This window comes from Serratia sp. L9, from assembly GCF_050632285.1.
Classification (GTDB): Bacteria; Pseudomonadota; Gammaproteobacteria; order Enterobacterales; family Enterobacteriaceae; genus Chania.
Genome location: NZ_CP192591.1, coordinates 4,162,594 through 4,186,577 on the forward strand (window position 1 = coordinate 4,162,594; position 23,984 = coordinate 4,186,577).

26 protein-coding genes and 5 pseudogenes are annotated in these 23,984 nt (G+C 51.5%); 16 read left to right on the forward strand and 15 right to left on the reverse strand.

The genetic code is table 11. The features are described 5' to 3' along the window. Positions 1-53 precede the first annotated feature (53 nt). Positions 54-908, reverse strand: coding sequence for an aminoglycoside phosphotransferase family protein (locus ACQ86O_RS19785; protein ID WP_431225781.1), 855 nt, complete (start codon positions 906-908; stop codon positions 54-56). Positions 909-1,034: 126 nt separating this feature from the next. Between ACQ86O_RS19785 and ACQ86O_RS19790 the strand changes: the two genes are divergently transcribed. Next, positions 1,035-1,412 carry a RidA family protein gene (locus ACQ86O_RS19790; RefSeq protein WP_431222526.1) on the forward strand — a complete coding sequence of 126 codons (378 nt, stop codon included), beginning with the start codon at positions 1,035-1,037 and terminating at the stop codon, positions 1,410-1,412. Positions 1,413-1,422: 10 nt separating this feature from the next. Here the strand turns inward: ACQ86O_RS19790 and ACQ86O_RS19795 are convergent, their stop codons facing one another. Together ACQ86O_RS19795 and ACQ86O_RS19800 are read right to left on the reverse strand one after the other, a co-directional pair. Beyond that, on the reverse strand, positions 1,423-1,803 hold the full coding sequence (locus ACQ86O_RS19795) for a nuclear transport factor 2 family protein (protein WP_431225782.1): 381 nt from the start codon (positions 1,801-1,803) through the stop codon (positions 1,423-1,425). A gap of 32 nt (positions 1,804-1,835) precedes the next feature. After that, positions 1,836-2,147 (reverse strand): hypothetical protein, encoded by a 312-nt coding sequence (locus ACQ86O_RS19800; protein WP_431222527.1) that lies wholly within the window; start codon positions 2,145-2,147, stop codon positions 1,836-1,838. 188 nt (positions 2,148-2,335) lie between these two features. On the opposite strand from ACQ86O_RS19800, the gene ACQ86O_RS19805 reads away from it, so the two are divergent. The 3 genes from ACQ86O_RS19805 to gstA all read left to right on the forward strand — a co-directional run bounded on the left by ACQ86O_RS19805 (position 2,336) and on the right by gstA (position 3,824). Next, positions 2,336-2,605 carry a hypothetical protein gene (locus ACQ86O_RS19805; RefSeq protein WP_431222528.1) on the forward strand — a complete coding sequence of 90 codons (270 nt, stop codon included), beginning with the start codon at positions 2,336-2,338 and terminating at the stop codon, positions 2,603-2,605. Positions 2,606-2,700: 95 nt separating this feature from the next. Beyond that, positions 2,701-2,964: a DUF3811 domain-containing protein gene (locus tag ACQ86O_RS19810; protein ID WP_431222529.1), complete on the forward strand. Its 264-nt coding sequence runs from the start codon at positions 2,701-2,703 to the stop codon at positions 2,962-2,964. A 254-nt stretch (positions 2,965-3,218) separates the two neighbouring features. Then, the gene (gene gstA / locus ACQ86O_RS19815) at positions 3,219-3,824 is read left to right on the forward strand and encodes a glutathione transferase GstA (RefSeq protein ID WP_431222530.1); all 606 of its coding nucleotides are present in this window, start codon (positions 3,219-3,221) and stop codon (positions 3,822-3,824) included. A 44-nt stretch (positions 3,825-3,868) separates the two neighbouring features. On the opposite strand, the gene tyrS is transcribed toward gstA, so the two are convergent. The 4 genes and pseudogenes from tyrS to anmK form a co-directional block, all read right to left on the reverse strand. Next, a complete protein-coding gene (gene tyrS / locus ACQ86O_RS19820; RefSeq protein WP_431222531.1) occupies positions 3,869-5,143 on the reverse strand; it encodes a tyrosine--tRNA ligase in 1,275 nt (424 codons plus the stop codon). Positions 5,144-5,282: 139 nt separating this feature from the next. Then, positions 5,283-5,935 (reverse strand): annotated as a pseudogene (gene pdxH / locus ACQ86O_RS19825) (pyridoxamine 5'-phosphate oxidase). A gap of 234 nt (positions 5,936-6,169) precedes the next feature. Further along, positions 6,170-6,472, reverse strand: a complete 303-nt coding sequence (locus ACQ86O_RS19830) for an MliC family protein (RefSeq protein ID WP_431222532.1) — start codon at positions 6,470-6,472, stop codon at positions 6,170-6,172. A gap of 45 nt (positions 6,473-6,517) precedes the next feature. Further along, a complete protein-coding gene (gene anmK, locus ACQ86O_RS19835) occupies positions 6,518-7,639 on the reverse strand; it encodes an anhydro-N-acetylmuramic acid kinase (RefSeq protein ID WP_431222533.1) in 1,122 nt (373 codons plus the stop codon). Between the two features lie 366 nt (positions 7,640-8,005). On the opposite strand from anmK, the gene ACQ86O_RS19840 reads away from it, so the two are divergent. Beyond that, on the forward strand, positions 8,006-8,470 hold the full coding sequence (locus tag ACQ86O_RS19840) for a glycine zipper 2TM domain-containing protein (protein WP_431222534.1): 465 nt from the start codon (positions 8,006-8,008) through the stop codon (positions 8,468-8,470). Between the two features lie 88 nt (positions 8,471-8,558). Here the strand turns inward: ACQ86O_RS19840 and slyA are convergent, their stop codons facing one another. Then, positions 8,559-8,990, reverse strand: coding sequence for a transcriptional regulator SlyA (slyA, locus tag ACQ86O_RS19845; protein ID WP_431222535.1), 432 nt, complete (start codon positions 8,988-8,990; stop codon positions 8,559-8,561). 180 nt (positions 8,991-9,170) lie between these two features. Here slyA and ACQ86O_RS19850 point away from each other — a divergent pair, with 180 nt between their 5' ends. From ACQ86O_RS19850 to ACQ86O_RS19860, 3 genes are read left to right on the forward strand one after another with little or no spacing between them, the layout of a single operon-like run. Then, on the forward strand, positions 9,171-9,407 hold the full coding sequence (locus ACQ86O_RS19850; RefSeq protein ID WP_431222536.1) for a DUF1656 domain-containing protein: 237 nt from the start codon (positions 9,171-9,173) through the stop codon (positions 9,405-9,407). A 3-nt stretch (positions 9,408-9,410) separates the two neighbouring features. Continuing rightward, positions 9,411-10,274, forward strand: coding sequence for an efflux RND transporter periplasmic adaptor subunit (locus ACQ86O_RS19855; RefSeq protein ID WP_431222537.1), 864 nt, complete (start codon positions 9,411-9,413; stop codon positions 10,272-10,274). A 3-nt stretch (positions 10,275-10,277) separates the two neighbouring features. Further along, the gene (locus ACQ86O_RS19860) at positions 10,278-12,311 is read left to right on the forward strand and encodes an FUSC family protein (RefSeq protein WP_431222538.1); all 2,034 of its coding nucleotides are present in this window, start codon (positions 10,278-10,280) and stop codon (positions 12,309-12,311) included. Positions 12,312-12,325: 14 nt separating this feature from the next. Here ACQ86O_RS19860 and sodC read toward each other — a convergent pair whose 3' ends face one another. The 5 genes and pseudogenes from sodC to ACQ86O_RS19885 form a co-directional block, all read right to left on the reverse strand. Next, entirely contained in the window at positions 12,326-12,850 is a 525-nt protein-coding gene (sodC, locus tag ACQ86O_RS19865; RefSeq protein WP_431222539.1) for a superoxide dismutase [Cu-Zn] SodC, read from the reverse strand. A 179-nt stretch (positions 12,851-13,029) separates the two neighbouring features. Beyond that, a complete protein-coding gene (locus ACQ86O_RS19870; RefSeq protein WP_431222540.1) occupies positions 13,030-13,926 on the reverse strand; it encodes an aldo/keto reductase in 897 nt (298 codons plus the stop codon). 107 nt (positions 13,927-14,033) lie between these two features. Then, positions 14,034-14,273, reverse strand: a complete 240-nt coding sequence (locus tag ACQ86O_RS19875; RefSeq protein ID WP_431222541.1) for a DUF1289 domain-containing protein — start codon at positions 14,271-14,273, stop codon at positions 14,034-14,036. 21 nt (positions 14,274-14,294) lie between these two features. Continuing rightward, entirely contained in the window at positions 14,295-14,882 is a 588-nt protein-coding gene (locus ACQ86O_RS19880; protein ID WP_431222542.1) for a substrate binding domain-containing protein, read from the reverse strand. An 8-nt stretch (positions 14,883-14,890) separates the two neighbouring features. Beyond that, positions 14,891-15,222: pseudogene (locus ACQ86O_RS19885) on the reverse strand (LysR family transcriptional regulator). Positions 15,223-15,358: 136 nt separating this feature from the next. On the opposite strand from ACQ86O_RS19885, the gene ACQ86O_RS19890 reads away from it, so the two are divergent. From ACQ86O_RS19890 to rnt, 6 genes and pseudogenes are all read left to right on the forward strand, one after another. After that, entirely contained in the window at positions 15,359-16,000 is a 642-nt protein-coding gene (locus ACQ86O_RS19890; protein ID WP_431222543.1) for an NAD(P)-dependent oxidoreductase, read from the forward strand. Positions 16,001-16,098: 98 nt separating this feature from the next. Continuing rightward, positions 16,099-17,748, forward strand: a complete 1,650-nt coding sequence (gene eptA / locus ACQ86O_RS19895) for a phosphoethanolamine transferase EptA (RefSeq protein WP_431225783.1) — start codon at positions 16,099-16,101, stop codon at positions 17,746-17,748. Positions 17,749-17,845: 97 nt separating this feature from the next. Continuing rightward, on the forward strand, positions 17,846-18,466 hold the full coding sequence (locus tag ACQ86O_RS19900; RefSeq protein WP_431222544.1) for a TetR/AcrR family transcriptional regulator: 621 nt from the start codon (positions 17,846-17,848) through the stop codon (positions 18,464-18,466). Positions 18,467-18,553: 87 nt separating this feature from the next. After that, positions 18,554-19,672 (forward strand): alkene reductase, encoded by a 1,119-nt coding sequence (locus ACQ86O_RS19905; protein ID WP_431222545.1) that lies wholly within the window; start codon positions 18,554-18,556, stop codon positions 19,670-19,672. 231 nt (positions 19,673-19,903) lie between these two features. Continuing rightward, positions 19,904-20,310 (forward strand): annotated as a pseudogene (gene gloA / locus ACQ86O_RS19910) (lactoylglutathione lyase). Positions 20,311-20,379: 69 nt separating this feature from the next. Then, positions 20,380-21,059: pseudogene (rnt, locus tag ACQ86O_RS19915) on the forward strand (ribonuclease T). A 62-nt stretch (positions 21,060-21,121) separates the two neighbouring features. Here rnt and ACQ86O_RS19920 read toward each other — a convergent pair. Beyond that, positions 21,122-21,469 (reverse strand): Grx4 family monothiol glutaredoxin, encoded by a 348-nt coding sequence (locus ACQ86O_RS19920; RefSeq protein ID WP_431225784.1) that lies wholly within the window; start codon positions 21,467-21,469, stop codon positions 21,122-21,124. A 406-nt stretch (positions 21,470-21,875) separates the two neighbouring features. Here ACQ86O_RS19920 and ACQ86O_RS19925 point away from each other — a divergent pair. Together ACQ86O_RS19925 and sodB are read left to right on the forward strand one after the other, a co-directional pair. After that, positions 21,876-22,690, forward strand: a pseudogene (locus ACQ86O_RS19925) (C40 family peptidase). 215 nt (positions 22,691-22,905) lie between these two features. Further along, positions 22,906-23,484 carry a superoxide dismutase [Fe] gene (gene sodB / locus ACQ86O_RS19930; protein ID WP_431222546.1) on the forward strand — a complete coding sequence of 193 codons (579 nt, stop codon included), beginning with the start codon at positions 22,906-22,908 and terminating at the stop codon, positions 23,482-23,484. A 49-nt stretch (positions 23,485-23,533) separates the two neighbouring features. Here sodB and ACQ86O_RS19935 read toward each other — a convergent pair whose 3' ends face one another. Then, positions 23,534-23,623, reverse strand: a complete 90-nt coding sequence (locus ACQ86O_RS19935) for a YnhF family membrane protein (RefSeq protein ID WP_431222547.1) — start codon at positions 23,621-23,623, stop codon at positions 23,534-23,536. Positions 23,624-23,984: the final 361 nt, after the last annotated feature.

Consider the following 23,984-nt stretch of genomic DNA (forward strand, 5'->3'; position numbering starts at 1 on the left):
ACCCGAGCTTTAACGTGGCTGGTGAGCTTGCTTACCGGCCTGCCAGCGTGGTTTTAAAACCGCTCAATCACCGGCAAGATAAACCCGGTATCCCCCTTTGGCAGCGCAATACCCAAGGCTCGCGCTGCCAGTTCCGCCACGCGAAAATCGATATCGGCCGCTTGGCCATCCTCCAGGAACCAGGCAGCAGAAAGCCCAGCCCAGGCCAATATCCATTGCAGCAGACGGCACCGTTCCAGCCCGGCAAGCGCACAGATCTGTTCTACACGGCGATGAAAAATATCCGGATCGGTGGCAATACCGTAATTGGGGTTGCAGAAGATATTGGCGTAATCAAATCCACGTTCGCCATGCAGGCGTTTGGGATCGATCGCCTGCCAGCCGCGTTCGGCAAAGTCCAGCACGTTGTCATGATGGATGTCTCCATGCAACACCCCCTGCTCACGCGGGCTGGTCAACAACTCCGCCGCGGCGGTAGCGCTCAGGCGCAGCATGCCGCCATGTGCCTGCGCGGCAGGCCACAACGCATTAAACCATTGATGCAGCGGGATCAACTCTGGCGTCGGCTCCACACGGGGCGCATGCAATCGGGCAATCACCTGGCACAGAATTGCCGTTGCCTGTTGGTCTTCACCACGGCGAACCATCTGCGCCAATGACTGAGCGCCCATTGCCCGCTCCAACAAAATGCCATCTTCATGCCAGGCCAGCACCTTGGCAGCGCCTTCCCCCTGCCACCAGCACATCAGCAAACCACCGAATTTCTCTTCCTGCTCGCGGGCTATCTTCAACATTGCCGGTAGCGATTGGTATCGCACTGGCATCAACAGGCTGCTATGGGTCTCGAATGCCGGTCCGTCAGGCTCAAGCTGCCAACGTTGCAGATAAGGAATAAATGTCTGGTTTATCACCTTTATGCATCCTTATTACATGAACCACAGGCAGGAATGATAGTATTGTCAGGCAGCATCCTGCAAAACTTTTGGCTGCACGCCTTGGTTAATGCGTGCTCTTGGCAATGTCGTGGGGTTAGCATGTCATCATTAAAACGCACCAACTATTCAAAATTACCCACCCCGGGTGGGCCTTATGTACACGCGGTACGGCATGCAGATACGCTGTATGTTTCTGGCCTGACCGCCTTTGCCAGCGAAGCTCAGGGGCAAACGGCAGAGCACCAGGCCCGCGCCATCCTGGAACAATTGGCAACCATTGCCGCCGTCGAAGGCACTAATCTCAAATCGCTGATCAAAATTACCGTTTTCCTGACGGATATGGCCGATCTGGTCGTCATCCGTGACGTGCTGTTCGATTATCTGGATGGCGCCTTGCCAGCCAGTTCACTGGTTGCCGTCAGCGCCCTGTTCTCACCCGATCTGAATGTGGAGATCGAGGCCATTCTGGCACTGTAATCGCGGGGCGCTATAACGCGCCCTCGTCCGGTTCGCACGGCCCTGTCTTGAACCACGCTTTGGCGATTTTCCCCTGTTCGACCTGGTAAATGGCAATGACGTCCATTTTCCCACGCCCCTGAGGAAAATTGCGCGTCACCACTTCCTGATCAATCACCAGATTGCCTACCATCATTCGTTTTACTCGCTCGCCAAACAGGCTTGGCTCCTTAAAACGGCTGATATGCCGTTCGCGGATTTCACCTTTACCACTGGCCAGCAACGTATCCGGATGTTCGTAATACAATGCATCATCAGCCCAGCAGGCCATAAAGGCCTCAATATCGCGACCGTTGTACGCATCGAGTTGTTGCTGAATGACCTCTTCGGGGCGTACCGTTTTGCTGTTCATCATAATCTCCTGCTTATCACTTAAACCAAAGACTAGAGCTCTACGATCTCATCAACCTGATGATGAAAGACGTAAGGATCGGAGATCAGCGCAAAGGCTTCATCATCCGGATAAGTTACCGCTACCTGATAGGCTTCTCCGGCAAAACGCGTGATCGCGTCCAGAGATTCCCAGTAGGTGGCCAAGAAGAAATGTGCATAATCCCCCTGCACCTCCTGCCTGACAAAAGCCCCGCAGTTACCCGCTATCGCTTTAGCATGCTGAACGCCTGTGACAGACAGATGATCGGCAAATCCCTGCCGATGTTGCAGCGGCACGCAGCCGTGCCAGGTTCTGACAATCATTGTTACCTACTGAATAATTAAACGTAAATAGTGAATAAATAACCTATCACGTTTTTAGGCAATTTCAATCCAACACCGAATGATTTTTAAACAACAACAACAAGCGAAGAAAAACAACCTCTCAGACCAACGCCAGTGGAGATATTCTGGTAATTTATTCTTGAGATATCGATCAACATTGGATGACCATGCAGCAAAAACCGGTTCTGCACGAAGCCAGACAGTTAAAGCGCCTTAACGCCGCCACGCGTCGCCAGTCACACATGTATAAATGGATTGCTCTGGTGGCTGCGCTGGATGCGATGCTGGTCTTCTGGTATGACCGGGATATGCGCAATGTTTCATTTTCTGGCGTGGTGGCTCTGGTCTGCGGTTATTTATGGATCCGTGATCGCAACAAGGCACGCGGCTATCGCCGTGAGTATGATAACAAGTACGGTAATAATCGCCGCGAGTAGGTTACATCTCTTGAAAAAGTTTGGTGACCACACAGCAATATTTTCGACATAAATCCTGTACACTGAAAATCAACTTCACAACACAGGTTGCCAAAATGAAGAGATTAACGCTGAAAGAAATGACCGAAAGCGAACAACGTGAAGTAAAAACCGAGCTGGACAGGGCACGCAAAAACCTGGAACGCCCGCTGACCAACGCCGAACAGAACAGAATTAAAGACGAAGCCATTGATCGCATCATGGCTGCACGAGAAAAAATTGCCAAAGCGGCTCGTGCAGAGCGCAAGGCCAACCGGGCAAAGCCGACAGGGGCCACCTTCAGTTGGACCGCCTCCATCAGCACCCGTCCACATCGTTGATACCTTACCCCGCCACAGGCGGGGTTGTTTTGTTTATACCCGTCGCCTTGCAAGCTACAGCGTTATTACCCGCTACCACAAAACCCATCCATCGCTGTCGCCCCTCACGGGGCCGCTGAATTCATAAGGTATGTAAGCCAGCCACTGCCAGCGATATTGAAATATTGTTGGCAAAACCGCTGTAATTTTATTGCCGGAGAACTAGGATGAGAGGTTAAACATGCCTGTCACTCATCACTATCAAGGAGTTTTCGATGAAATTGTTCTATAAAGCTGGCGCCTGTTCCCTGTCACCCCATATCGTATTGCGTGAGGCTGGGCTGGATTTTACGGCAGAAACAGTCGATTTGGCACAGAAGAAAACAGAAAGTGGTGCCGACTATCTGGCTATCAATCCAAAGGGACAAGTCCCGGCGTTGGTACTTGACGATGGCAGCCTGCTGACCGAAGGCGTAGCGATTGTGCAATATCTGGCGGATCGCGTACCGGATCGTAACCTGATCCCGGCGGCAGGAACGCTTTCCCGTTACCACGCCATCGAATGGCTGAACTTTGTGGCAACCGAGCTGCACAAAGGGTTTAGCCCGCTGTTTAATCCAAGAACCCCAGATGAATACAAGGCCATTGCCCGGGAGAAACTGGCCAGCCAGTTCAGCTATCTGGATTCTGTACTTGAAAAACAGCACTTCCTGTTGGGTAACCGTTTCAGCGTAGCGGATGCTTATCTGTTCACCGTGTTGCGTTGGGCCAAGGCTTTACAGTTTGACCTCACGAAGCATGCAAATCTGACGGCTTATTTCGATCGCGTAGCGGCCCGCCCGGCGGTGGAGGCCACCTTAAGCGCGGAAGGCTTGAAATAAAAAAACAGGGGCCACATGGCCCCTTCTTTATGGCGCAAAGCAGATTATTTCCAATCCACCAGGCAATAGTGCTTTTTACCGCGACGCAGCAGCGTGTAACGGCCAAACAGGCGGTCACTGTCGGTGAACAGATATTCCGGATTGGCCTGCTTCTCGCCGTTGATGGTCACCGCGTTGGAGCCGATCATGGTACGCGCCTGACCACGCGATGGCACCAGTTCAGCATTCACCAATGCCTGTTGCAGGTCGGCATCGCTTTCCAGCTTGATGGTTGGCATACCGTCTTGTGCAAGTTGGGCAAAGTCGGCTTCGGTCATTTCGTGCAATGCACCTGAGAACAAGCTCTGCGTGATGCGTTTGGCTGCCGCCAGACCTTCTGCGCCATGCACCATACCGGTGACTTCTTCTGCCAGCACATACTGGGCACGTGGAGCTTTGCCGCTGTTCTTGTCTTCTTCTTCCAGCGCGTTGATTTCCTCGAGGCTCAGGAAGGTAAAGAACTTCAGGAAGCGGTAAACGTCAGCATCCGCGGTATTGATCCAGAACTGATAGAATTTGTACGGGCTGGTTTTTTCCGGAGCCAGCCATACCGCGCCGCCTTCGGTCTTGCCAAATTTAGTGCCGTCCGCTTTGGTTATCAACGGAACCGTCAGGCCAAATACCTGTTTCTGGTGTAAACGACGGGTGAGATCGATACCCGAAGTGATGTTGCCCCACTGATCGGAACCCCCGATCTGCAGCACCACCTGATGGCGGTTGTACAGTTCGGCAAAGTCAAACCCTTGTAGCAGGTTGTAGGAAAACTCGGTGAAAGAGATACCGGAGTCATCACGATTCAGACGCTGCTTTACCGCTTCCTTGTTAATCATCTGGTTCACGGAGAAGTGTTTACCGATATCCCGCAGGAAGCTCAGCACGTTCATGCTGCCAAACCAGTCGTAGTTGTTGGCCGCAATGGCACTATTGCTACCGCAGTCAAAATCGAGGAACGGAGAAACCTGTTTACGGATTTTCCCGACCCATTCATTGATTGTTTCTGTGGTGTTCAGTTTGCGTTCAGCGGCTTTAAAGCTGGGGTCACCAATCATACCGGTTGCACCACCAACCAACGCTACCGGCTTATGACCGGCCAGTTGGAAACGCTTCAGGCACAGCAGAGGCACCAGATGGCCCAAATGCAAGCTGTCAGCGGTCGGATCGAAGCCGCAATACAGAGCAATTGGCCCTTGCGCCAGTTGCTCTGCCAGCGCTTCCTCGTCCGTCACCTGGGCCACCAGGCCCCGCTCTTGCAATTGTTGAATCAGGTTGATGCTAGCCATCAATTTCTCCATGTATAAACGAATGCACCTTTACCGGTACACGGCCTTCGCCCATTGGCGAAAAATTAAAATCGGGGTAGCGCATAGAATAAAGCGCCAGCGGCATCAGTGCCAGCGCTTAAGGGGGATTTTCCGTCTGTCAGGGTGCCAGTCGGTCAATTTTCCAGTCATTTCCCTCACGCTGATAGAGGAAACGGTCGTGCAAACGGTGCTCACCCCCTGCCAGAACTCAACGGAGTCAAATCTGACGCGGAACCCACCCCAGAAACTGGGCAGTGGCACTTCGCCCTGCTGGAATTTTTGCTTCAGCTCAAGGAACTTGCTTTCCAATATGCCACGCGCAGAGATGCGGGTTGATTGTTGCGAAACCCAGGCACCAATCTGGCTGTCTTTAGGCCGACTGCTGAAATACTTCATGACTTCCAACGTGGATAAACGCTCGGCCTGACCAAGGAAAATCACCTGGCGATCGAGCATATGCCACGGAAACAGTAGGCTGATATGCGGGTTTTGAGCCAATTGCTGCGCCTTACGGCTGCCAAGGTTGGTGTAAAACACCAAACCCTTATCGTCGATATGCTTGAGTAACACAATGCGTTGGAAAGGTTGACCCTGTTCATCCACGGTAGCAACACACATCGCCGTTGGATCGGCCAGGCGGGCTTCGCAGGCCTGCTTCAACCAGCGGTCAAACAAATCGAGGGGATTGGCGGTCAGATCGTGACGGCGTAGCCCACCCCGAGTGTATTCACGGCGCAGATCCGCCACATCAAATTCATTATTATCAGCCATCTGGGTTACCAACCAACCGGAAAAATCGTTGTTACATTCTGCGCCTGTGGCACCAGGATCTCAATAGTTCTGATGCCACAGGAGGTGGGTTTATAGCGGTCGCCTTTCAAGCTGCAGCGTTGTTACCTGCGCTATCACATCCCCTAGCTGGGCGACTGGCGGTGATGCTTAGGGATGTATCAATGCCGCGGGGGCCGGGAGGCGCTTTAGCGGCCAACTTGACATTCACGGGGTTTAGTTAATCAGCATGCAATCATTCATGATCACTTTATCATTGCGTTCAACAAACGCATTCTGCCCTTTCGACCAGAAGGTATATTTGCCATCGCTGTATTTGGCACCGGACGCTGCCAGCACCTGTTTCAGTTTCAACTGCTCTCCGTCCATCAGGAAACTGACCGTACTCTCTTCCCCATTAAGTGACACGGTAAGCGGCGTGGTCCCGCATTGATAATGCAGCGTCTGACTCTTCTGCGGCATGACATAACTGCAACCGGCCAACAACAGGATCCCGGCGGCAATAAGCATTTTATTCATGATGTTGCTCCTTAAGAAATTGACTTCATTTCTATCCTAACAGAGCTAACGAGGCCCTAATGGCAAAACCGGATAAATCCCACCCAGCAGAGTTTCGCAGTTGGCGCCGGTGACCGAAGGCAAATTGCCTGGCAGCCCGGAAATCGTGCGAAATGCCAGCCAGGCGAAGGCCAACGCCTCCATATCATCACCGCTGACACCGAAGTTATCCGTAGTGGCAACCTCAGTACCCGGCAGCAAGGCTGACATCCGAGCCATCAGCAACGGGTTGCGTGCCCCACCGCCGCATACCAGCAGCCGTTCACAACCGCCCGCCAGCAGAACCTGTTCGCTGATGGTCGTTGCCGTCAATTCAACCAGTGTCGTCATCACATCTACCGGGCTGAGTCCCGGCGAAGTGGCCAACTGCTTTTCGAGCCAACTGATATTAAAATATTCCCGCCCGGTACTCTTCGGGGCTGGCAGGGCAAAATAGGGATCGGCCAACATCTGTTGTAACAAGGGTAAACGGACGCGCCCTTCCATCGCCCACAGGCCGTCTTTATCATAGGGTTGTGAGCGATGGCGCCATATCCAGGCATCCAACAGCATATTGCCCGGCCCGGTATCAAAACCGCGAACCGGCGTACCTGGCAATAACAGTGAAAGGTTGGCGATACCGCCGATGTTCAGCACCATCCGCCGTTCGGTAGGATGCGCCAATAAAGCCTGATGAAACGCGGGAACCAGTGGCGCGCCCTGGCCGCCATAAGCCATATCCCGACGACGGAAATCCCCTACGGTGGTGATATTGGTCAACGCAGCCACCCGATTATTGTCCCCCAGTTGCATGGAGAATCGGTTTTCGCCCTCTGGCTCATGCCACAGAGTCTGGCCATGGCAGCCGATAGCGGTGATTTCATGGGCCGGGACACCGGTCTGTTTTAGTAACTCCTGCACCGCTTCGCCGAACAGCGTGCCCAGTTGCGCATCCAACCGCCCCACCGCAGACAGCGTGGTTTGCTGCCCCTGGCACATCCCCAGAATATCTTTCTTCAGCTGGATTGGCATTGGATGACTATAGCTGGCCTGCTGCGCCACCATGCGTTCATCAATCGCGGCGAGCACCACGTCGACCCCATCCAGACTAGTGCCAGACATAACTCCGATATAGCGGCCTGACTTCATAGCAATATCCTTTCCCCATTCCGGGTAACAACCGTTTTCAACCAGTTAAATAAACCAGAATTGCATAATTAACGCCATGAATTATGATGCCTTTTTTACAACCTGTGAGCGAAGTTGTTTATTTTATGCTGATAATTGGTTACATCTTCGACAATGGCCAACGCTAAGAAATATCGCTTATTTGTTTCTGGCGCTGTTATAAACCTAAACCACCGTTTATTATTGGTTGAACAGTGAAAAGTTAAGCTGTACACAGTGGCAGGTCATGGAGATATCAAAACGATTCGGCCATACTTGTTAAAACATTTCATTGAGCTTGATTTGGGCTGATTTCCAAATCGGGATTACTAACTGCAGGAGCTTAATATGATCAAGCGTCTTCTCGTCGTTGCCCTCACCGCAGTCACGCTGGCAGGATGCGCAGACCCTACCACGTCCGGAGATGTTTATTCGGCCGCTGATGCCAAGCGTGTACAAACCGTGTCCTTTGGTACTCTGGTGTCTGTACGCCCGGTTCAAATTCAGGGCAGTGAAAGTTCAAACACGATCGGCGCGATTGGCGGTGCAGTTCTGGGTGGTTTCCTGGGTAATACCATTGGTGGTGGCACTGGGCGCAGCTTGGCGACAGCCGCTGGCGCAGTAGCCGGTGGCGTTGTCGGTAACAGCGTGGGGAGCGCAGCTGGCCGCACCAACGGTGTCGAGCTGGAAATCAGAACCGACAATAAAGAAAATATCGTGGTAGTACAAAGAGCTGGTTCAACTCAGTTCAGCCCAGGTCAGCGTGTACGTATGGCGCAAAACGGCAGTACGACTACCGTTTCCCCGCTTTAATTTTTGCTGAATGCAAAACCGGAGGCCCTGAGCCTCCGGTTTCTGTTTGCTGCCGTGAGATAAATGATTTAAAGAAAGTACTATTTTATTATTTTTCTTGCAGCTCAATGATGTTTTGTTCCAGTTTACTAATCAATCCCACTAACAGTTTTACTTCCTCTGCCGAAATACCGCTGAGAATTTCACCCCTTGTGGAAGTGATCACGCTATCCACTTCCCGAATAATTGGCTCCGCAGCCTCGGTGAGTTTGATACGTTTCGCTCGCCGATCGTTGGCGCAGGTATGGCGTGTGATCAGCCCTTTGTCTTCCAGTTGATCCAACGTGCGAACCAGTGAAGGTTGCTCAATACCAATCGCTTTAGCCAGTTGGATTTGCGATTGCTCTGGCGGTAACCGATTAATATTGTGCAATGTAACCCAATGCGTTTGAGTAAGCTCCAGCGGCTTGAGCCGGTGATCGATAAGCGCACGCCAAACACGAACTAATCGTGCTAAATCTGAACCTAATGTTGACTCCACTTCCCCCTCCTTATAATTAGCATGCTAACATTGCTTCCCAGAGTGTAGACTATTTTGGGTAACTCATATTAAAAATACAAATGTATATAGGCTATATTGCAAAAATAACCATCAAATTTATCAGTAATTGGTTATCCTTTACGCAAATACTTTTTATATTCACTCATAGGTATTGTTAACGTGAATTCGTCTTGGTTTCATTCTGCATCCCCCTTGCCCGATCTGGTGCTTGGCGCATCGCTTTATTTCCCTCCCATATTTAAAGCCTTTTTACTCGGGTCAGTATTCTGGTTACTCGTCCATCATCTGCTGCGCGACTGGATCTATTCTGGCGAAGTCTGGCACCCGATGTTGATGGATCTGTCCATTTTCGTCATCGCCGTCAGCGGCTCCCTGTGGATTTTAGCGAGTTGGTAGATCATGAAGCATAAGACATTAAAATACTTCTCGACGGTTATTGTTTGCGCTATCGCACTTTACGCAGGTTGGATGCTGTGGAATTACTACATGCAATCTCCTTGGACACGTGATGGCAAAGTGCGTGCAGAACTCGTCAATATCACGCCGGAAGTCTCTGGAAGATTAGAGAAAATAATGGTTCATGACAATCAGTTCATTTCTGCAGGTAATCTGATTTTCACCATTGACCCCGTTCCGTATCAGATTGCGTTGGACAATGCCGAAGCGGCACTGGCCAAAGCCCAGGCAGATATGGCAAAAGCCGATCATGAAGCGGCCCGCCGCCGTAGCCTGCCGCGTAACGTAATTTCCTCTGAGGACCTGGACGAATCAAACCTGGCGGCCCTGGCCATGAAAGCCTCGTATCAGGCGGCTCAGGCCAATCTGGAACAGGCCAAATGGAATCTGAGTAAAACGCGCATTTATGCCCCAACAGATGGCTATATCACCAACCTTCAGGCTCGTGTCGGCAATTATGCCACTGCGGGTACACCGCTGGTGGCGCTTGTTGACACCCATTCTTTCTATGTGCTCGGTTATTTTGAAGAAACCAAGTTGAGACATATTAAAGAGGGCCGTAAAGCCGATATCGTTTTATATAACGGTAATACTCGCCTACAAGGCGTGGTCGAAAGCATTGGCCGGGCGATTTACGATCAAAGCGCTAACAACAGTGGTGACTTGCTAATGGATGTGAAGCCCAACGTCCCTTGGGTGCGGTTGGCACAACGGGTGCCAGTGCGGATAAAACTCGTCGATGTTCCGGCTGATTTATCCCTGGTAGCCGGCACCACTTGCACCATATCAATTCATCAGCAGGATTAATGTGTGAACCTGCCTTTTCTTGAATGGAACCGCTCGCCCTGGGGGAAAGCCACCGCGGGGCAATGGCGTTATGCGCTGCGTAACTCTCTGGCCATGTGCCTCGCGCTGTGGATCGCCTTCGTTTTGCAGTTGGATGAGCCTTATTGGGCCCTCACCTCCGCCGCCGTAGTCAGTTTCCCAACGGTTGGCGGTGTGATCAGCAAGAGTATTGGCCGGATTTTCGGCAGCCTGATTGGCGCGATGGCCTCACTGATCATCGCCGGCCATTGTCTGAATGACCCCTGGCTATTCACCCTGTCGATTGCCACCTGGCTCGGCTTGTGTACCTATATTTCCAACCACTACCAGAACAACGTTTCCTACGCCTTTGCCCTGGCGGGCTATACCGCCGCGATCATCGCTTTCAGCACGGTTAATGTCACCGATACGCTGCAGATTTTTGATATTGCCCAAGCACGCGTCTGTGAGGTGATCACCGGGATCCTGTGCGGTGGTCTGATGATGATGATCCTGCCAAGCACCTCCGACGGGGAGGCTCTGCTGGTGTCATTGCGCCGTATGCATTTGCGCCTGCTGGAACATGCCGCCATGTTATGGCAGCCGGAAATCAATCTGCAGATGCGAACCTCGCACGAAGGCGTTATCGGCCAGATCCTGACGATGAATGTATTACGTATTCAGGCGTTCTGGAGCCATTACCGGTTACGCCGGCAGAACAACGTTCTCAACTATATGCTGCATCAGCAGTTGCGTATTACCAGCGTGATCTCTAGCCTGCGCCGTATGTTGCTGAACTGGCAAAATCCCCCGGCAAACCTGGCGACCGTCCTGGATCAGCTCCTGAATGAGCTGCGTAACCCCACCACCGATAAATACCGGCTGGCCAGGATCCTGGTGGCTATTTCCCCCACGGATCCGGCAGATTACCGCCATCGCGCCTTCTTCTTGCGGCTACGTCATTTCTGCTGGCTTTATCTGCGCTGCAGCCGCTGGCTGCAAAGGTTGGAGAGCGCAACGCCAGCCAGCGAAATGGAACCCCCGCACGTCACCGCATTGGCGCGTCATACCGATAGCTACGAAGCCGCCTACAATGGGCTGCGCACTTTCCTGTGCATTGTGATCGGCTGCGCTTTCTGGATTGCCACCCAGTGGGACTCTGGCAGCGCCGCTCTGACCTTGACAGCCATCAGTTGCGTACTTTATTCATCAACCCCCTCACCGATAAAATCCATCACCACTTTGCTGAAGGCCATTTTCCTGCTGTTTGCCTTCTGCTTTGTCATGAAGTTCGGCCTGATGATTCAGATTGATGACTTCTGGCTATTTTGCGCCTTCCTGTTCCCGATCCTGGTGACCATGCAGATGATGAAACTGCAAAATCCCCCTTATGCTCCGCTATGGGGTCAGTTGATCGTATTTATGGGATCGTTTCTCGCGGTCACCAACCCGCCCAGCTACGACTATCTGTCGTTTATGAATGACAACATAGCTAAGATTGCTGGCGTCCTGCTGGCCGGACTGGCGTTCCAGATCCTGCGGCCAAGTTCGGATAAACGCAAAAGCCGACGTATTATTCGAGCGCTACGCCGCGATTTTATCGATCAACTGAGTAAGAAACCGCAGCAGAGCGAAAGCCAGTTCGAGTCACGTATTTATCATCGCATCAGCCAACTGAATCAAAGCCTGGATCAGGATGCACGTGGGTGGTTATTACGTTGGGGAGTCGTGTTATTGAACTGCAGCCATATTGTCTGGCAATTACGTGAATGGGAAACCCGTTCAGATCCCCTCTCGGCGGTACGTGACGTCTGCATTCACTGTTTGAAAGGTATTATGAGCGAAAAAGGGGTGCAGCATACGTCATTAGACGCAACCTTGCAGGAGTTGCTGCGTATGAGCGACGCTCTGGCGCATCATCCTGAACAGGCCGCCCGTGATTTGGCAGGATTGATTTGGCGGCTTTATTGTTCGCTGCAGCAGTTACAGCAAGCGATTAGATTACCGGAAAAAACGGCAGCGACGCCCGCACCAGCTTGATACGGGCGCTTTTCTTACTTGATTACGCCACAGGCGAAGCGATCGCCGCCACCGCCCAAGGGTTTCGGCTGGTCTGAGTGGTTATCACCACCCGCGTGAACCATCAGCGCTTTACCTTCGATTTCGCTGATTTTCTTCAAGCGCGGAGCCAATACCTGGGTATTCGCCATGCCATCGTCGGTCACGTAGATGGCTGGCAAATCCCCCAGGTGCCCATTGGCATCATAAGGGCCGAGGTGTTTAGCGGTTTTCTGCGGATCAAAATGACCACCCGCGGCCAGAGCGGCCACAGCTTTATCATCTTTCATTCCCGGTTCACAACTGCCCTTCTCGTGAACATGAAAACCGTGGACGCCCGCTGGCAAGGCTTTCAACTGAGGGGTGAACAGCAAACCGTATGGCGTTTCGCTGATCGTGATTTTACCAATGTCCTGACCAATTCCCTGGCCGGTCACCAGATTCATTTCGACATCCACCGTTGCTGCCTGCGCAACGCCACAGGCCATCAGGCCTAATGCCGCACACCAATAACGTTTCATCAATCAACCTCCTTGCGATAGTTGTAATCGAACTTGCAGTATAGAACCGATGCAAAAATAATCAATTCACTTACACGTTATGGCATCACAAAATTTTGTTATGAATCAAAAAGAAAAGCTAATAAATGACGCTGATAATCCCCCTACCCGAAAGCATAGGGAGATTGGCAGCCAACGCCTTATGGCACGTCGTAACCCAATGCCGCTTTACGGATACGGAACCATTGCTGGCGGCTCAATACCAGCGATTGCGCCTTCAGTGCAGAACGCACGCGCTCAATCTTGCCAGATCCGATAATCGGCAAAGGTGCTGATGGCAGACGCATAACCCAGGCATAAACCACTTGTTCAATGGTTTCGGCCCCGATCTCTTCGGCGACAGTTTGCAGCTCATTACGCAACGGTTGGAATTCAGCATCGCTGAATAACCGCCCACCGCCCAGGCAAGACCAGGCCATCGGTTTGATACGCAACTGTTGGCACTGATCAAGGGTGCCGTCAAGAATTGCCGGTTGGTGAATAGGTGAAATCTCCACCTGATTGGTCGCCAGCGAGAATGGCAGGCGTGATTGCAATAAGCTGAACTGCGCAGGCGTAAAGTTTGAAACACCGAAGTGCCGCACCTTACCGCTCTTGTGCAGCGCGACAAAAGCCTCTGCCACTTCGTCAGCATCCATCAAGGGATCCGGGCGATGGATCAGCAGTAAATCCAGGTAGTCGGTATGCAAATGAGACAGCGATTGTTCTGCGCTGCGCACAATATGATCGCGGTCGGTAATGTAATGGCCGATAGGGTTGCCTGGCTTGGCCGTTGTCGCAATACCACACTTCGATACCAGTTCCATCTTCTGGCGTACTGAAGGTTTCAGCCTGATTGCTTCACCAAATGCTTGTTCACATGCATAGCCGCCATAGATATCCGCATGATCCGCCGTCGTTACACCCAGTTCGATATGTTGCTCAATAAACGCCAGCAACTGCTGCGGTGACATGCCCCATTCCATCAAACGCCAGTAACCACAAATCATGCTGGAAAATTCAGGACCCTGCGGTGATAGCTTAATACGATTCAGCATTTTAAAACCTCATGACAATATTTAGCGCCAGCATACACAAGCGCCCAGGACGAGTGAAACAGCAAAACAGCCTTAACGTGCGGCTGCTCGGCAAAAATGAAAAAAATTTAAAAAAGTGAGGGCTGCTCTGGCGGTATTTCATCCGGTTGTTTTTGAGCTCGTTGCAGCCGCAGATAACGTTGGCGGCACAGGCGCAAAACGTCACGCTTTTGTGCATCGTTCATTTGCATCCAGCCAAAGCGCTCCTCACGGCTACGCAGGCAACCGCGGCAGAAACCACGCTCATCGGCCTGGCAAATGCCACGGCACGGGCTGGGGATGTCAAAGAACTCAAGTTGCTGGGCCACACTTCCTCCTGCGTTGTATGGCTAATTGAAGACGCCATCAGCGCCAATGGCAAGTGGCTTTTCAGCATGACGGCGAAAATAGTCACGCAGATAGTGCAGCGCCTGGCGTGTTTTCTCTGGCAACACCCGCTCCAGAGTCAAAGCGTGCAGCCGGAATGGCGCAGGTCGCCACTCCGGCAATAAGGTGATTAATTCACCCCGCCGTAATTCATCGGAAATCTCATACAGGGGCTGGCCGGAGATCCCTAATCCTATGCGAGTAAAAGCGCGCATTACATTCATGCTGCCACTGACTATCTGCCCGGCAGCCAACCGTAATTTGAAGGTTTCACCAGATTGGTGATGCAGATCGAGGTGAAAGCCATGATTACTGCCGGTGATCCAGCGGTGCTGAACCAGTTCTTGCGGGGTTTCTGGCACACCGTATTGGCTGAGATAGCGAGGTGCCGCGCAAAGTACCATCGGCCAGGCCGTCAGAGGATGGGCAATCAGGCTGGTATCCGCCAGTTGCAAGTTCACCCTCAGGGAAATATCTACCCGCTGCTCAATCATGTCCACCACCTGATCGTCAGCCAGGATGCGCAGCGTCAGTTTGGGGTGTGCCAGCAATAGCGGTGTTAATGCTTCTGCCAGTGGCCCCCGCCAATGCCGACCGTGGTGGCAATGCGCAGTTCCCCCACCAGCGTGTCGCGCAGTTCGGCCAGACGTTGTTCTGCCTGTTTCGCCTCTTGCAGCATCGCCTCGCAACCTGGGTAAAACGCTTCTCCCGCTTCCGTCAACGCTAAACGTCGCGTCGAACGGTGCAATAGCGTTACCCCCAGCGCCTCTTCCAGCGAACGCATATGTTGGCTGACGGCGGAGGGGTCATCCCCAACTGGCGGGCCGCAGCAACAAAGGATCCCTGCGCCACTACGGTAGCAAATACCGCCATTCGATTTAGCTTATCCATGATTATGAAGTTTTACTTAATCAAGAAAGCATGAATATGGCACTAATCAGCACCATTGTTAAGTACTACAGTATCTCCTACCGCCGAGGATGAATGACTCGACAAACCGCAAACCCCGCCTTACAGGAGAAATTTGATGAAAGCAGTCATTATTGGTGCAACCGGCTTTGTTGGCCGCCGTGTAGTTGAAGAAGCCTTGGCCCGTGGCCTGCAGGTTACCGCTATCGCCCGCCAGAAAAAAGATTTACCGGACAACGCCAATCTTACCGTTGCCTTGGGTGATGTGGCTGACAGCCAGTGGTTGGCACGGCAACTAAGGGGCCATGACGTGGTGATCAGTACTTATAATCCAGGCTGGGGGGAAGATAATCTGTATGAGAAAACAGCCAGGGGCGCTCAACAGATCCTGGATGCGGTAAAACAATCCGGCGTTAAGCGCCTGCTGTATGTGGGAGGCGCTGGCAGCCTGGAAGTCGCGCCGGGTGTAGAACTGGTAGATACCCCGCAGTTCCCGGAAAATATTCGCCCAGGAGCCCAAGCCGTGCGTGATTTGCGTAATAAATTACAACAGGAAACCCAGTTGGATTGGACTTACCTTTCTCCTGCTGCATTACTGGAGCCTGGTAAACGCACCGGGCAGTTCCGGCTAGGCACCACCAAGTTGCTGATGAATGGTGCGGCCCCTGCCCGTATTTCCGTGGAAGATCTCGCCGTAGCCATTATCGACGAAATTGAAAAACCGCAGTTTATCCAGGCGCAGTTTACCGCAGCCTACTAACTCGGCTACCGTTGCAGCACTCATAATCTCTAAGGTTATCTTAAGTTTCATCTGGTAGATTTCGGCGCATTACCCAATTGCAGGATTTAGATTTGGCAATGCGCTTACGTCATTTGTTACGGTGTAACGGTTTGGAGTTTATCCTCGCCTGCGCCCTGTTTTTTACCGTCATCTATAACGCGTTATTTTTTCGCAAAGCCTGGTCGTATATCACCTTCGATAGCGTTCACAGCGTAATTTTTGCAGCGACCATGCCCTTGGTCATTTTTTGCGCCTTGAATATCATTTTCAGCGTGTTAACCATCCCTTTCGTGCGCAAGCCAATAATTATTTTGTTGCTGATCGGCAGCGCCTCCAGCAATTATTTTATGTCCAGTTTCGGGGTGGTGATCGACGGCAATATGATGCAGAACGCCTTCGAAACCAACGTACAGGAAGCCACCGCGTTGCTGACACCACGCATGGGGCTATGGTTGCTGGTCATCGGGATTGTGCCGTCTGTCTTTGTCTGTTTCCTGCAGATCAATAAAACCCGCCCCTGGTGGTACATGCTTGGCCTGCGTGTGGCCAACATAATGCTTTCTGTGGTGGTGATCCTGCTGGTGGCAGCGTTTTTCTATAAAGATTATGCTTCTCTGATCCGCAACAATAAAAGCATAGTGAAAATGATCACACCGTCCAACTTTGTTGCCGGCACGATCAATTTCACGCAACACCGCTATTTCCACCGAAATCTGCCGTTGGTCAGGATCGGTGAAGACGCGCATCTCGGCCCGGTAATCAGCAGCCAGCCCAAGAAAACGCTGATGATCCTGGTGGTTGGGGAAACTGCTCGTGCAGAAAATTTCTCGCTTGGCGGTTACCCACGGGAAACCAACCCACGCCTCAAACAAGACAATGTCATTTATTTCAAAAACGCCAGTTCCTGTGGCACCGAAACCGCGATTTCCGTACCGTGTATGTTTTCAAATATGCCACGCAGTGATTACGACGCCACTTTAGCCTCCCATCAGGAAGGCATGCTGGATATTCTGGCTCATGCCGGGGTGAACCTGTTGTGGCGGGAAAATGACGGCGGTTGTAAGGGGGCATGTGACCGTATCCCGCACGTAGATATGACCAAACTACAACTATCGCAGTATTGCGATGGTGATATCTGTATGGACGACGTTTTGCTGCATAAGCTAGATGACTACATCAACGGCCTGAAGGGTGACGGCGTGATTGTGTTGCACCAGATGGGCAGCCACGGCCCGGCTTATTATCGCCGTAGCACGCCAGAGTTCCATAAGTTTTCGCCAACCTGCGACAGCAATCAGATCCAGGATTGCACGCATGAGCAGTTGGTAAATACCTACGACAACTCGTTGCTGTATACAGATGCCATGCTCGATAAAACGGTGAAGTTACTGCAGCAATATAGTGACAAGTTTAATACCGCGATGATCTACCTTTCCGATCATGGTGAGTCGCTGGGGGAAAACGGTATGTACCTGCACGGCACACCTTATCTGTTCGCCCCTTCACAGCAGACTCATGTGCCCTTCCTGATGTGGATGTCAGCCGATTATGAGCGCAATTTCGGTATCAACCGCCAATGCCTGGAAAAACAGGCTGAGACGAATAATATTTCGCAAGATAACCTGTTCCATACGGTGCTGGGGATGTTAAACGTGCAGACGCAGCAGTATCAACCCGGTCTGGATATCCTGCAAAGTTGCCGCAACGCCCCCGCAGGCAAAGCTTGATTTTTAACGCCCCTCTGGCACCGCCAACATTATCCATCGGCCGGTATTTTTTACCGGCTTTTTTATCTCGTGCTTGACCTAGACCAATCGGTCTATTATGCTCATTTCCATTATGACAAAACTGATGCATTGCAACGGGGACACCCGAGAACATCTGCTCGCTACTGGCGAAACTCTCAGCCTGCGCCTTGGCTTTACCGGCATGGGTTTGAGCGAATTGCTGGCTACCGCGGGCGTGCCTAAAGGCTCGTTTTATCACTATTTCCGCTCGAAGGAAGCCTTTGGTGAGGCGATGTTGCAACGCTATTTTGAACATTATGATGCCACTATGCAGGCGCTGTTTGGTGATGCCAACACTGACGCCCGTCATCAGTTATTAAGTTATTACGCCCAGGCAATCAGTTCCCACTGTCGCAGTGAATGCCATAACGCCTGCCTGGCGGTTAAGCTTTCCGCCGAAGTCAGCGATCTGTCCGAACCGATGCGCCACGCACTGGAAACCGGCTCAGCACGCGTTATCGGCCATCTGCAGGACGCGATTGAGCGTGGCATAGGTGAAGGGTCACTGGCCATTGCCATGAGCCCGGCAGCCACGGCCGAAACGCTGTATTCATTGTGGTTAGGGGCTTCACTGCGGGCCAAAATTCGCCGTTCGGTTGCCCCGTTAACCGGTGCGCTGGAAAGTATTGAGTTGCTGTTGCGACCTGCTCAGCCCTGACCTCCTCTTTTATTTATTACCCTGAAACCCTTGTAGCGATATTGTTTATCATCACTAGTCGACTGGTCTATTAATATAGGATGCACTATGAAGATTCAAAAGTTGTTCTCCCCGATTAAAGTTGGCCATACCACATTACCCAACCGTGTTTTTATGGCACCGCTGACTCGTCTGCGCAGCATTGAACCCGGTGATATCCCGACGCCATTGATGGCCGAGTATTACGCTCAGCGCGCCAGCGCAGGGTTGTTGATTACCGAAGCGACCCAGATTTCTTTCCAGGCGAAAGGCTATGCCGGTGCTCCAGGGCTGCATACGCCAGAACAGATTGCCGCGTGGAAAACAATCACCCAGGCCGTTCATGATAAGCAAGGCCATATCGCAGTACAGCTATGGCATGTTGGCCGCATCTCCCATTCCAGCTTGCAGCCAGGACAACAAGCCCCGGTAGCGCCTTCAGCGATCAATGCAGAAACCCGTACCACGGTTCGTGATGAAACCGGCGCCTGGGTGCGTGTGCCAACCTCCACACCCCGCGCACTGGAAACTGCGGAGATCCCTGGGATCATTAACGATTTCCGCCAGGCTGCGGCCAACTCGCGTGAAGCCGGTTTTGACTATATTGAACTGCACGCGGCACATGGTTATCTGTTACATCAATTCATGTCCCCGGCTTCTAACCAACGTACCGACCAGTACGGCGGCAGTATCGAAAACCGTACTCGCCTGACGCTGGAAGTCGTCGACGCCAGCATCGCTGAAATTGGTGCCGATCGCGTTGGCATCCGCATTTCCCCTCTTGGCCCGTTCAATGGTCTGGATAACGGTGAAGATCAGGAAGAAGCCGCGCTGTATCTGATTGACGAGTTGAATAAGCGTGACATCGCCTATCTGCATATTTCTGAGCCAGACTGGGCCGGTGGCAAGCCTTATTCAACCGCCTTCCGTGATGCCGTTCGTGCACACTTCAAAGGTGTGATTATTGGTGCCGGAGCCTACACGGCAGAGAAGGCAGAAGACCTGATCGAGAAAGGTTTTATCGATGCCGTAGCCTTTGGCCGCAGCTATATCGCCAACCCGGACCTGGTTGAGCGCTTCAAACAGAATGCGCCACTGAATGAACCGCATTCAGAAACCTTCTACGGCGGCGGCGCGGCTGGTTACACTGATTACCCTTTCTTAGCAAATGACTCAATATTGAATTAATCTGAATCAGCCAGTGGTAGTTAAATTACAGCTGGCTTTTCTTTTGAGCATAACAAGATATGCATTAGAGAGCCGATTTTCCCTCACTCCATCCCTAATGTTGTCATCATACCACCATTTTGTGACACTGTAACATAACCCTGCGTTGAATTGCCTTATCTGACAAGGCTATACTGTTTGCCGCTTCAATCCACCTGCCGTTAACCACGGCATATCCAATCAGAGGAAATTATGCGCCTACTCCATACCATGCTCCGTGTCGGTGATCTGCAACGCTCCATCGACTTCTACACCAAGGTATTAGGCATGCGCTTGCTGCGTACCAGCGAAAACACCGAGTACAAATACTCGCTGGCATTCGTTGGCTATACCGATGAAAGTGAAGGTTCAGTGATTGAGCTCACCTATAACTGGGGTGTCGATAGCTACGATATGGGCTCCGCCTTTGGCCATCTGGCGTTGGGCGTTGACGACGTTGCTGCTACCTGCGACAACATCCGTCAGGCCGGGGGAAAGTCACCCGCGAAGCTGGCCCGGTTAAAGGTGGAAAGACCGTGATCGCCTTTGTCGAAGATCCTGATGGTTACAAAATCGAACTGATCGAGAATGCGCATGCTGGTCATGGCCTCGGCAACTGAAGTTTCCCCAGGGCGCTTCACGCGCCCTTCTTTTTATCTCCGCTGCACCAAGACAATAAATTTGTCATAATGCGCGCTGTATTCGATGAAGATAAGAAACTGATGCCCGAAAAAGTGATCTTAACGCCCTGAGTGGCCGTTTTCGTGGGTTTTACCCCGTTGTTATTGATGTGGAAACCGCCGGTTTTAATGCCCAGACCGACGCGCTGCTGGAGATTGCCGCCGTTACGTTGAAAATGGATGAGAACGGCTGGTTACAGCAGGATGAAACGCTGCATTTTCATGTAGAACCGTTTGAAGGGGCGAATCTGCAACCAGAAGCGCTGGCTTTTAACGGTATCGATCCCCATAACCCGCTACGTGGGGCAGTGAGTGAATATGATGCGTTGCATGCGATTTTCAAAGCCGTGCGCAAAGGTGTGAAGGACCAAGGCTGTAATCGAGCAATAATCGTGGCGCATAATGCCAATTTCGATCACAGTTTTCTTATGGCAGCCGCCGAACGCGCCAGCCTGAAGCGTAATCCATTCCATCCGTTTGCCACTTTTGATACCGCCGCACTCAGCGGGCTGGTATTGGGGCAGACGGTGTTAGCCAAAGCCTGTATCGCCGCCGGGATGCCTTTTGACAGCAGCCAGGCCCACTCGGCGCTCTACGACACCCAGCAGACAGCCCTGCTGTTCTGTGAACTGGTAAACCGCTGGAAACGCCTTGGCGGCTGGCCGGTCACTGGCGTTAGCACCGCTTAACACCCATAAAAAAGGGGCACTTTTAATCGTGCCCCCTTTTTATTCAGTAAACCTGCTCGCCCTTACGGTTGCTGGTCTTCCTGTTCTTTATATTTCTCAGCCGTTTCTTTGATCAACTGCTGCAACTCACCACGCTGATACATCTCGATAATGATATCGCAACCACCAACCAGTTCACCGTCTACCCATAATTGTGGGAAAGTTGGCCAGTTGGCATATTTTGGCAATTCGGCACGGATATCCGGGTTTTGCAGAATATCAACGTAGGCAAAGCGCTCGCCGCAAGCCGTCAGTGCCTGAACGGCCTGAGCAGAGAAACCGCAGCTTGGCAATTTCGGTGATCCTTTCATGTACAACAGGATCGGGTTAGCAGAAATCTGCTGCTGAATTTTTTCAATCGTCGTCATTATTGCTTCCTCAAGCCACATCGTGGCTACAATATGCATCACACTCGCTATTGTAGCGGCTGGAACAGTGCCAGGAAAACGCCATTTTTTAAAGGGGTATTTTCCGGTTACCGGAATGTTGCGATTAAAGCATCACCCAGGCTAAAACTTGCCCTCAGGATAACATTTTTAATCCTGGCGTTTCACTATTATATTTTTACCGTTACTGCCTGGGGAATAATAAGCCTGGCCTATAAATCGGGTGTTTTCTTACACATCAACGGCTTGAATTTTAACCAAAAAAACGCCATTAACGTTTTCTCACAATATGAATTAGTATTTATGAGATCCACGCTGTTTTATATGGCGAATTTCGGGAATACTGTGATTCATTCGATTTGTATTCGGGGCCAAGGTTGGTAATGTCAAGATGCGGTTAATTATTACGCTTTTTGTGCTGTTGTTTACGCAGCTATTTTTAAATTTGGCGCATGCTGCGCCGCAGGCTCGTGTTTCTGCCGAGCAGCGCAAAAGCCATGTTAATGAAGCCCGGCCTGACGATCGCAAGAAAAAGAAAGCGGATAAAGCCAGCAAGAAAGTAAAAGTAACTACCCCGCAAAAAACGGCAAAAACTAAACATCAGGCCGTGAAAACAGCAAAAAAACCACCAGCGCCAAATCGAAAACCCCATCTGCCCAAACGGCCAAAATGAAAGTGACCCCACCGAAAAAGGGTTACAAGAAAGGTTACGGCCGCCATCGTGAAGAAGGCAAAGCGACAGCCAAATTGGCAGGCCGTGAAAAACCGCTGAAACTCAGCCCTGCTCACAAGAAGCGCTACCAACACGCCAAGCAAACCGCCATGGCCAAGCTGATGGGACAAATGGGTAAACCTTACCGCTGGGGCGGCTCCTCCCCCAGAACCGGGTTCGACTGCAGCGGCCTGATCTATTACGCCTATAAAGATGTTGTGAAGATCAAAATGCCCCGCACCGCCAACGAAATGTATCACCTTCGCGATGCCGCTCCGATCAAGAAAAATGAGCTGGAAATGGGCGATCTGGTCTTCTTCCGTATCAACAATCGCGGCACTGCCGATCACGTTGGCGTTTATCTTGGCAACGGTAAGTTTATCCAGTCACCCCGCACCGGCGAAGAAATCCGCATAAGCCAACTGGATAACGACTACTGGCAGAACCATTACATCGGCGCCCGCCGTGTCGTGACCCCAAAAACCATTCGCTGATCCAACCCGGCTGAGCCCCTAAACCTCAGCCCCCTCATTTTCCTGCCGATACTTTAAACAATCAGACGCTTAACACGGTTTGGATCTTTTATTCACCCGGAAAGTTGCTAAGATTAATAACCATAAAAATAATATAACAATTCGGTTTTTCCGCCCTCCGCCACTCCGGCTGAAGGTATCGGAAGAAAAGTGCTGTATATAAAAAGGAGAAAGCAATGTCGTTCGAATTACCTGCATTACCGTATGAGAAAAATGCCCTTGAGCCACACATTTCCGCAGAAACGCTGGAATACCACTACGGCAAGCACCATAACACCTATGTGGTAAACCTGAACAATCTGGTGAAAGGTAGCGAGTTCGAAGGCAAATCCCTGGTTGAGATCGTCAAAACCTCTACCGGTGGCGTTTTCAATAATGCCGCACAAGTATGGAACCACACTTTCTATTGGCACTGTTTGTCCCCGCAAGGCGGCGGCGAGCCAACAGGGGCAGTAGCCGAGACGATTAACAAATCCTTCGGTTCTTTCGCTGCCTTCAAGGAACAGTTCACCGATGCCGCAGTGAAAAACTTCGGTGCTGGCTGGACTTGGCTGGTGAAAAAAGCAGACGGCTCACTGGCGATCGTCAGCACCTCAAATGCGGCAACTCCGCTGACCGGTGAAGACAAACCGTTGCTGACCGTTGACGTGTGGGAACATGCTTACTACATCGATTACCGCAATGCGCGGCCAAAATACCTGGAAAACTTCTGGGCACTGGTGAACTGGGCGTTTGTGGAGAAGAACCTGGCGTGACGGCGGGGGATTAACCAATGATAAGGCGCAGCATGCTGCGCCTTTCTTATCAGTTCAATGCTGCGATAAAGCTAAAGATAATAATCATTGCCAAGGCACCAATGGTGGTCAGCAAAGACATTTTCAAATCGGTATCCATAAACAACTCCCTTTTCGATTGGTTTCCCAAGAGCATAAGCCACACAGTTAATACGTCAAATCATTTTCCCACAGTTCGTGATTATACCCTATGAATTTCAAGTTCCCGATAAGTGCCCAACAGGAAAGACGGCGGGTATAAAATCTTGTTATCAAACTCCTGCTTATAAATGCTGATTAGCTCTTCCACTTTTCTTCAATATGCGACAAAATCCGCAGTTCACAACTGCGTACCGGCAAAATGCCCCTCCTGTTCGAGCGACTTACGACTTCAGCACTAAAAACTCAGTTTTCGCTTATTTGGGAAAGGATCTACGCAGGCAAACGATTAACATCATACTTACATGCTGTAACATGTGGGT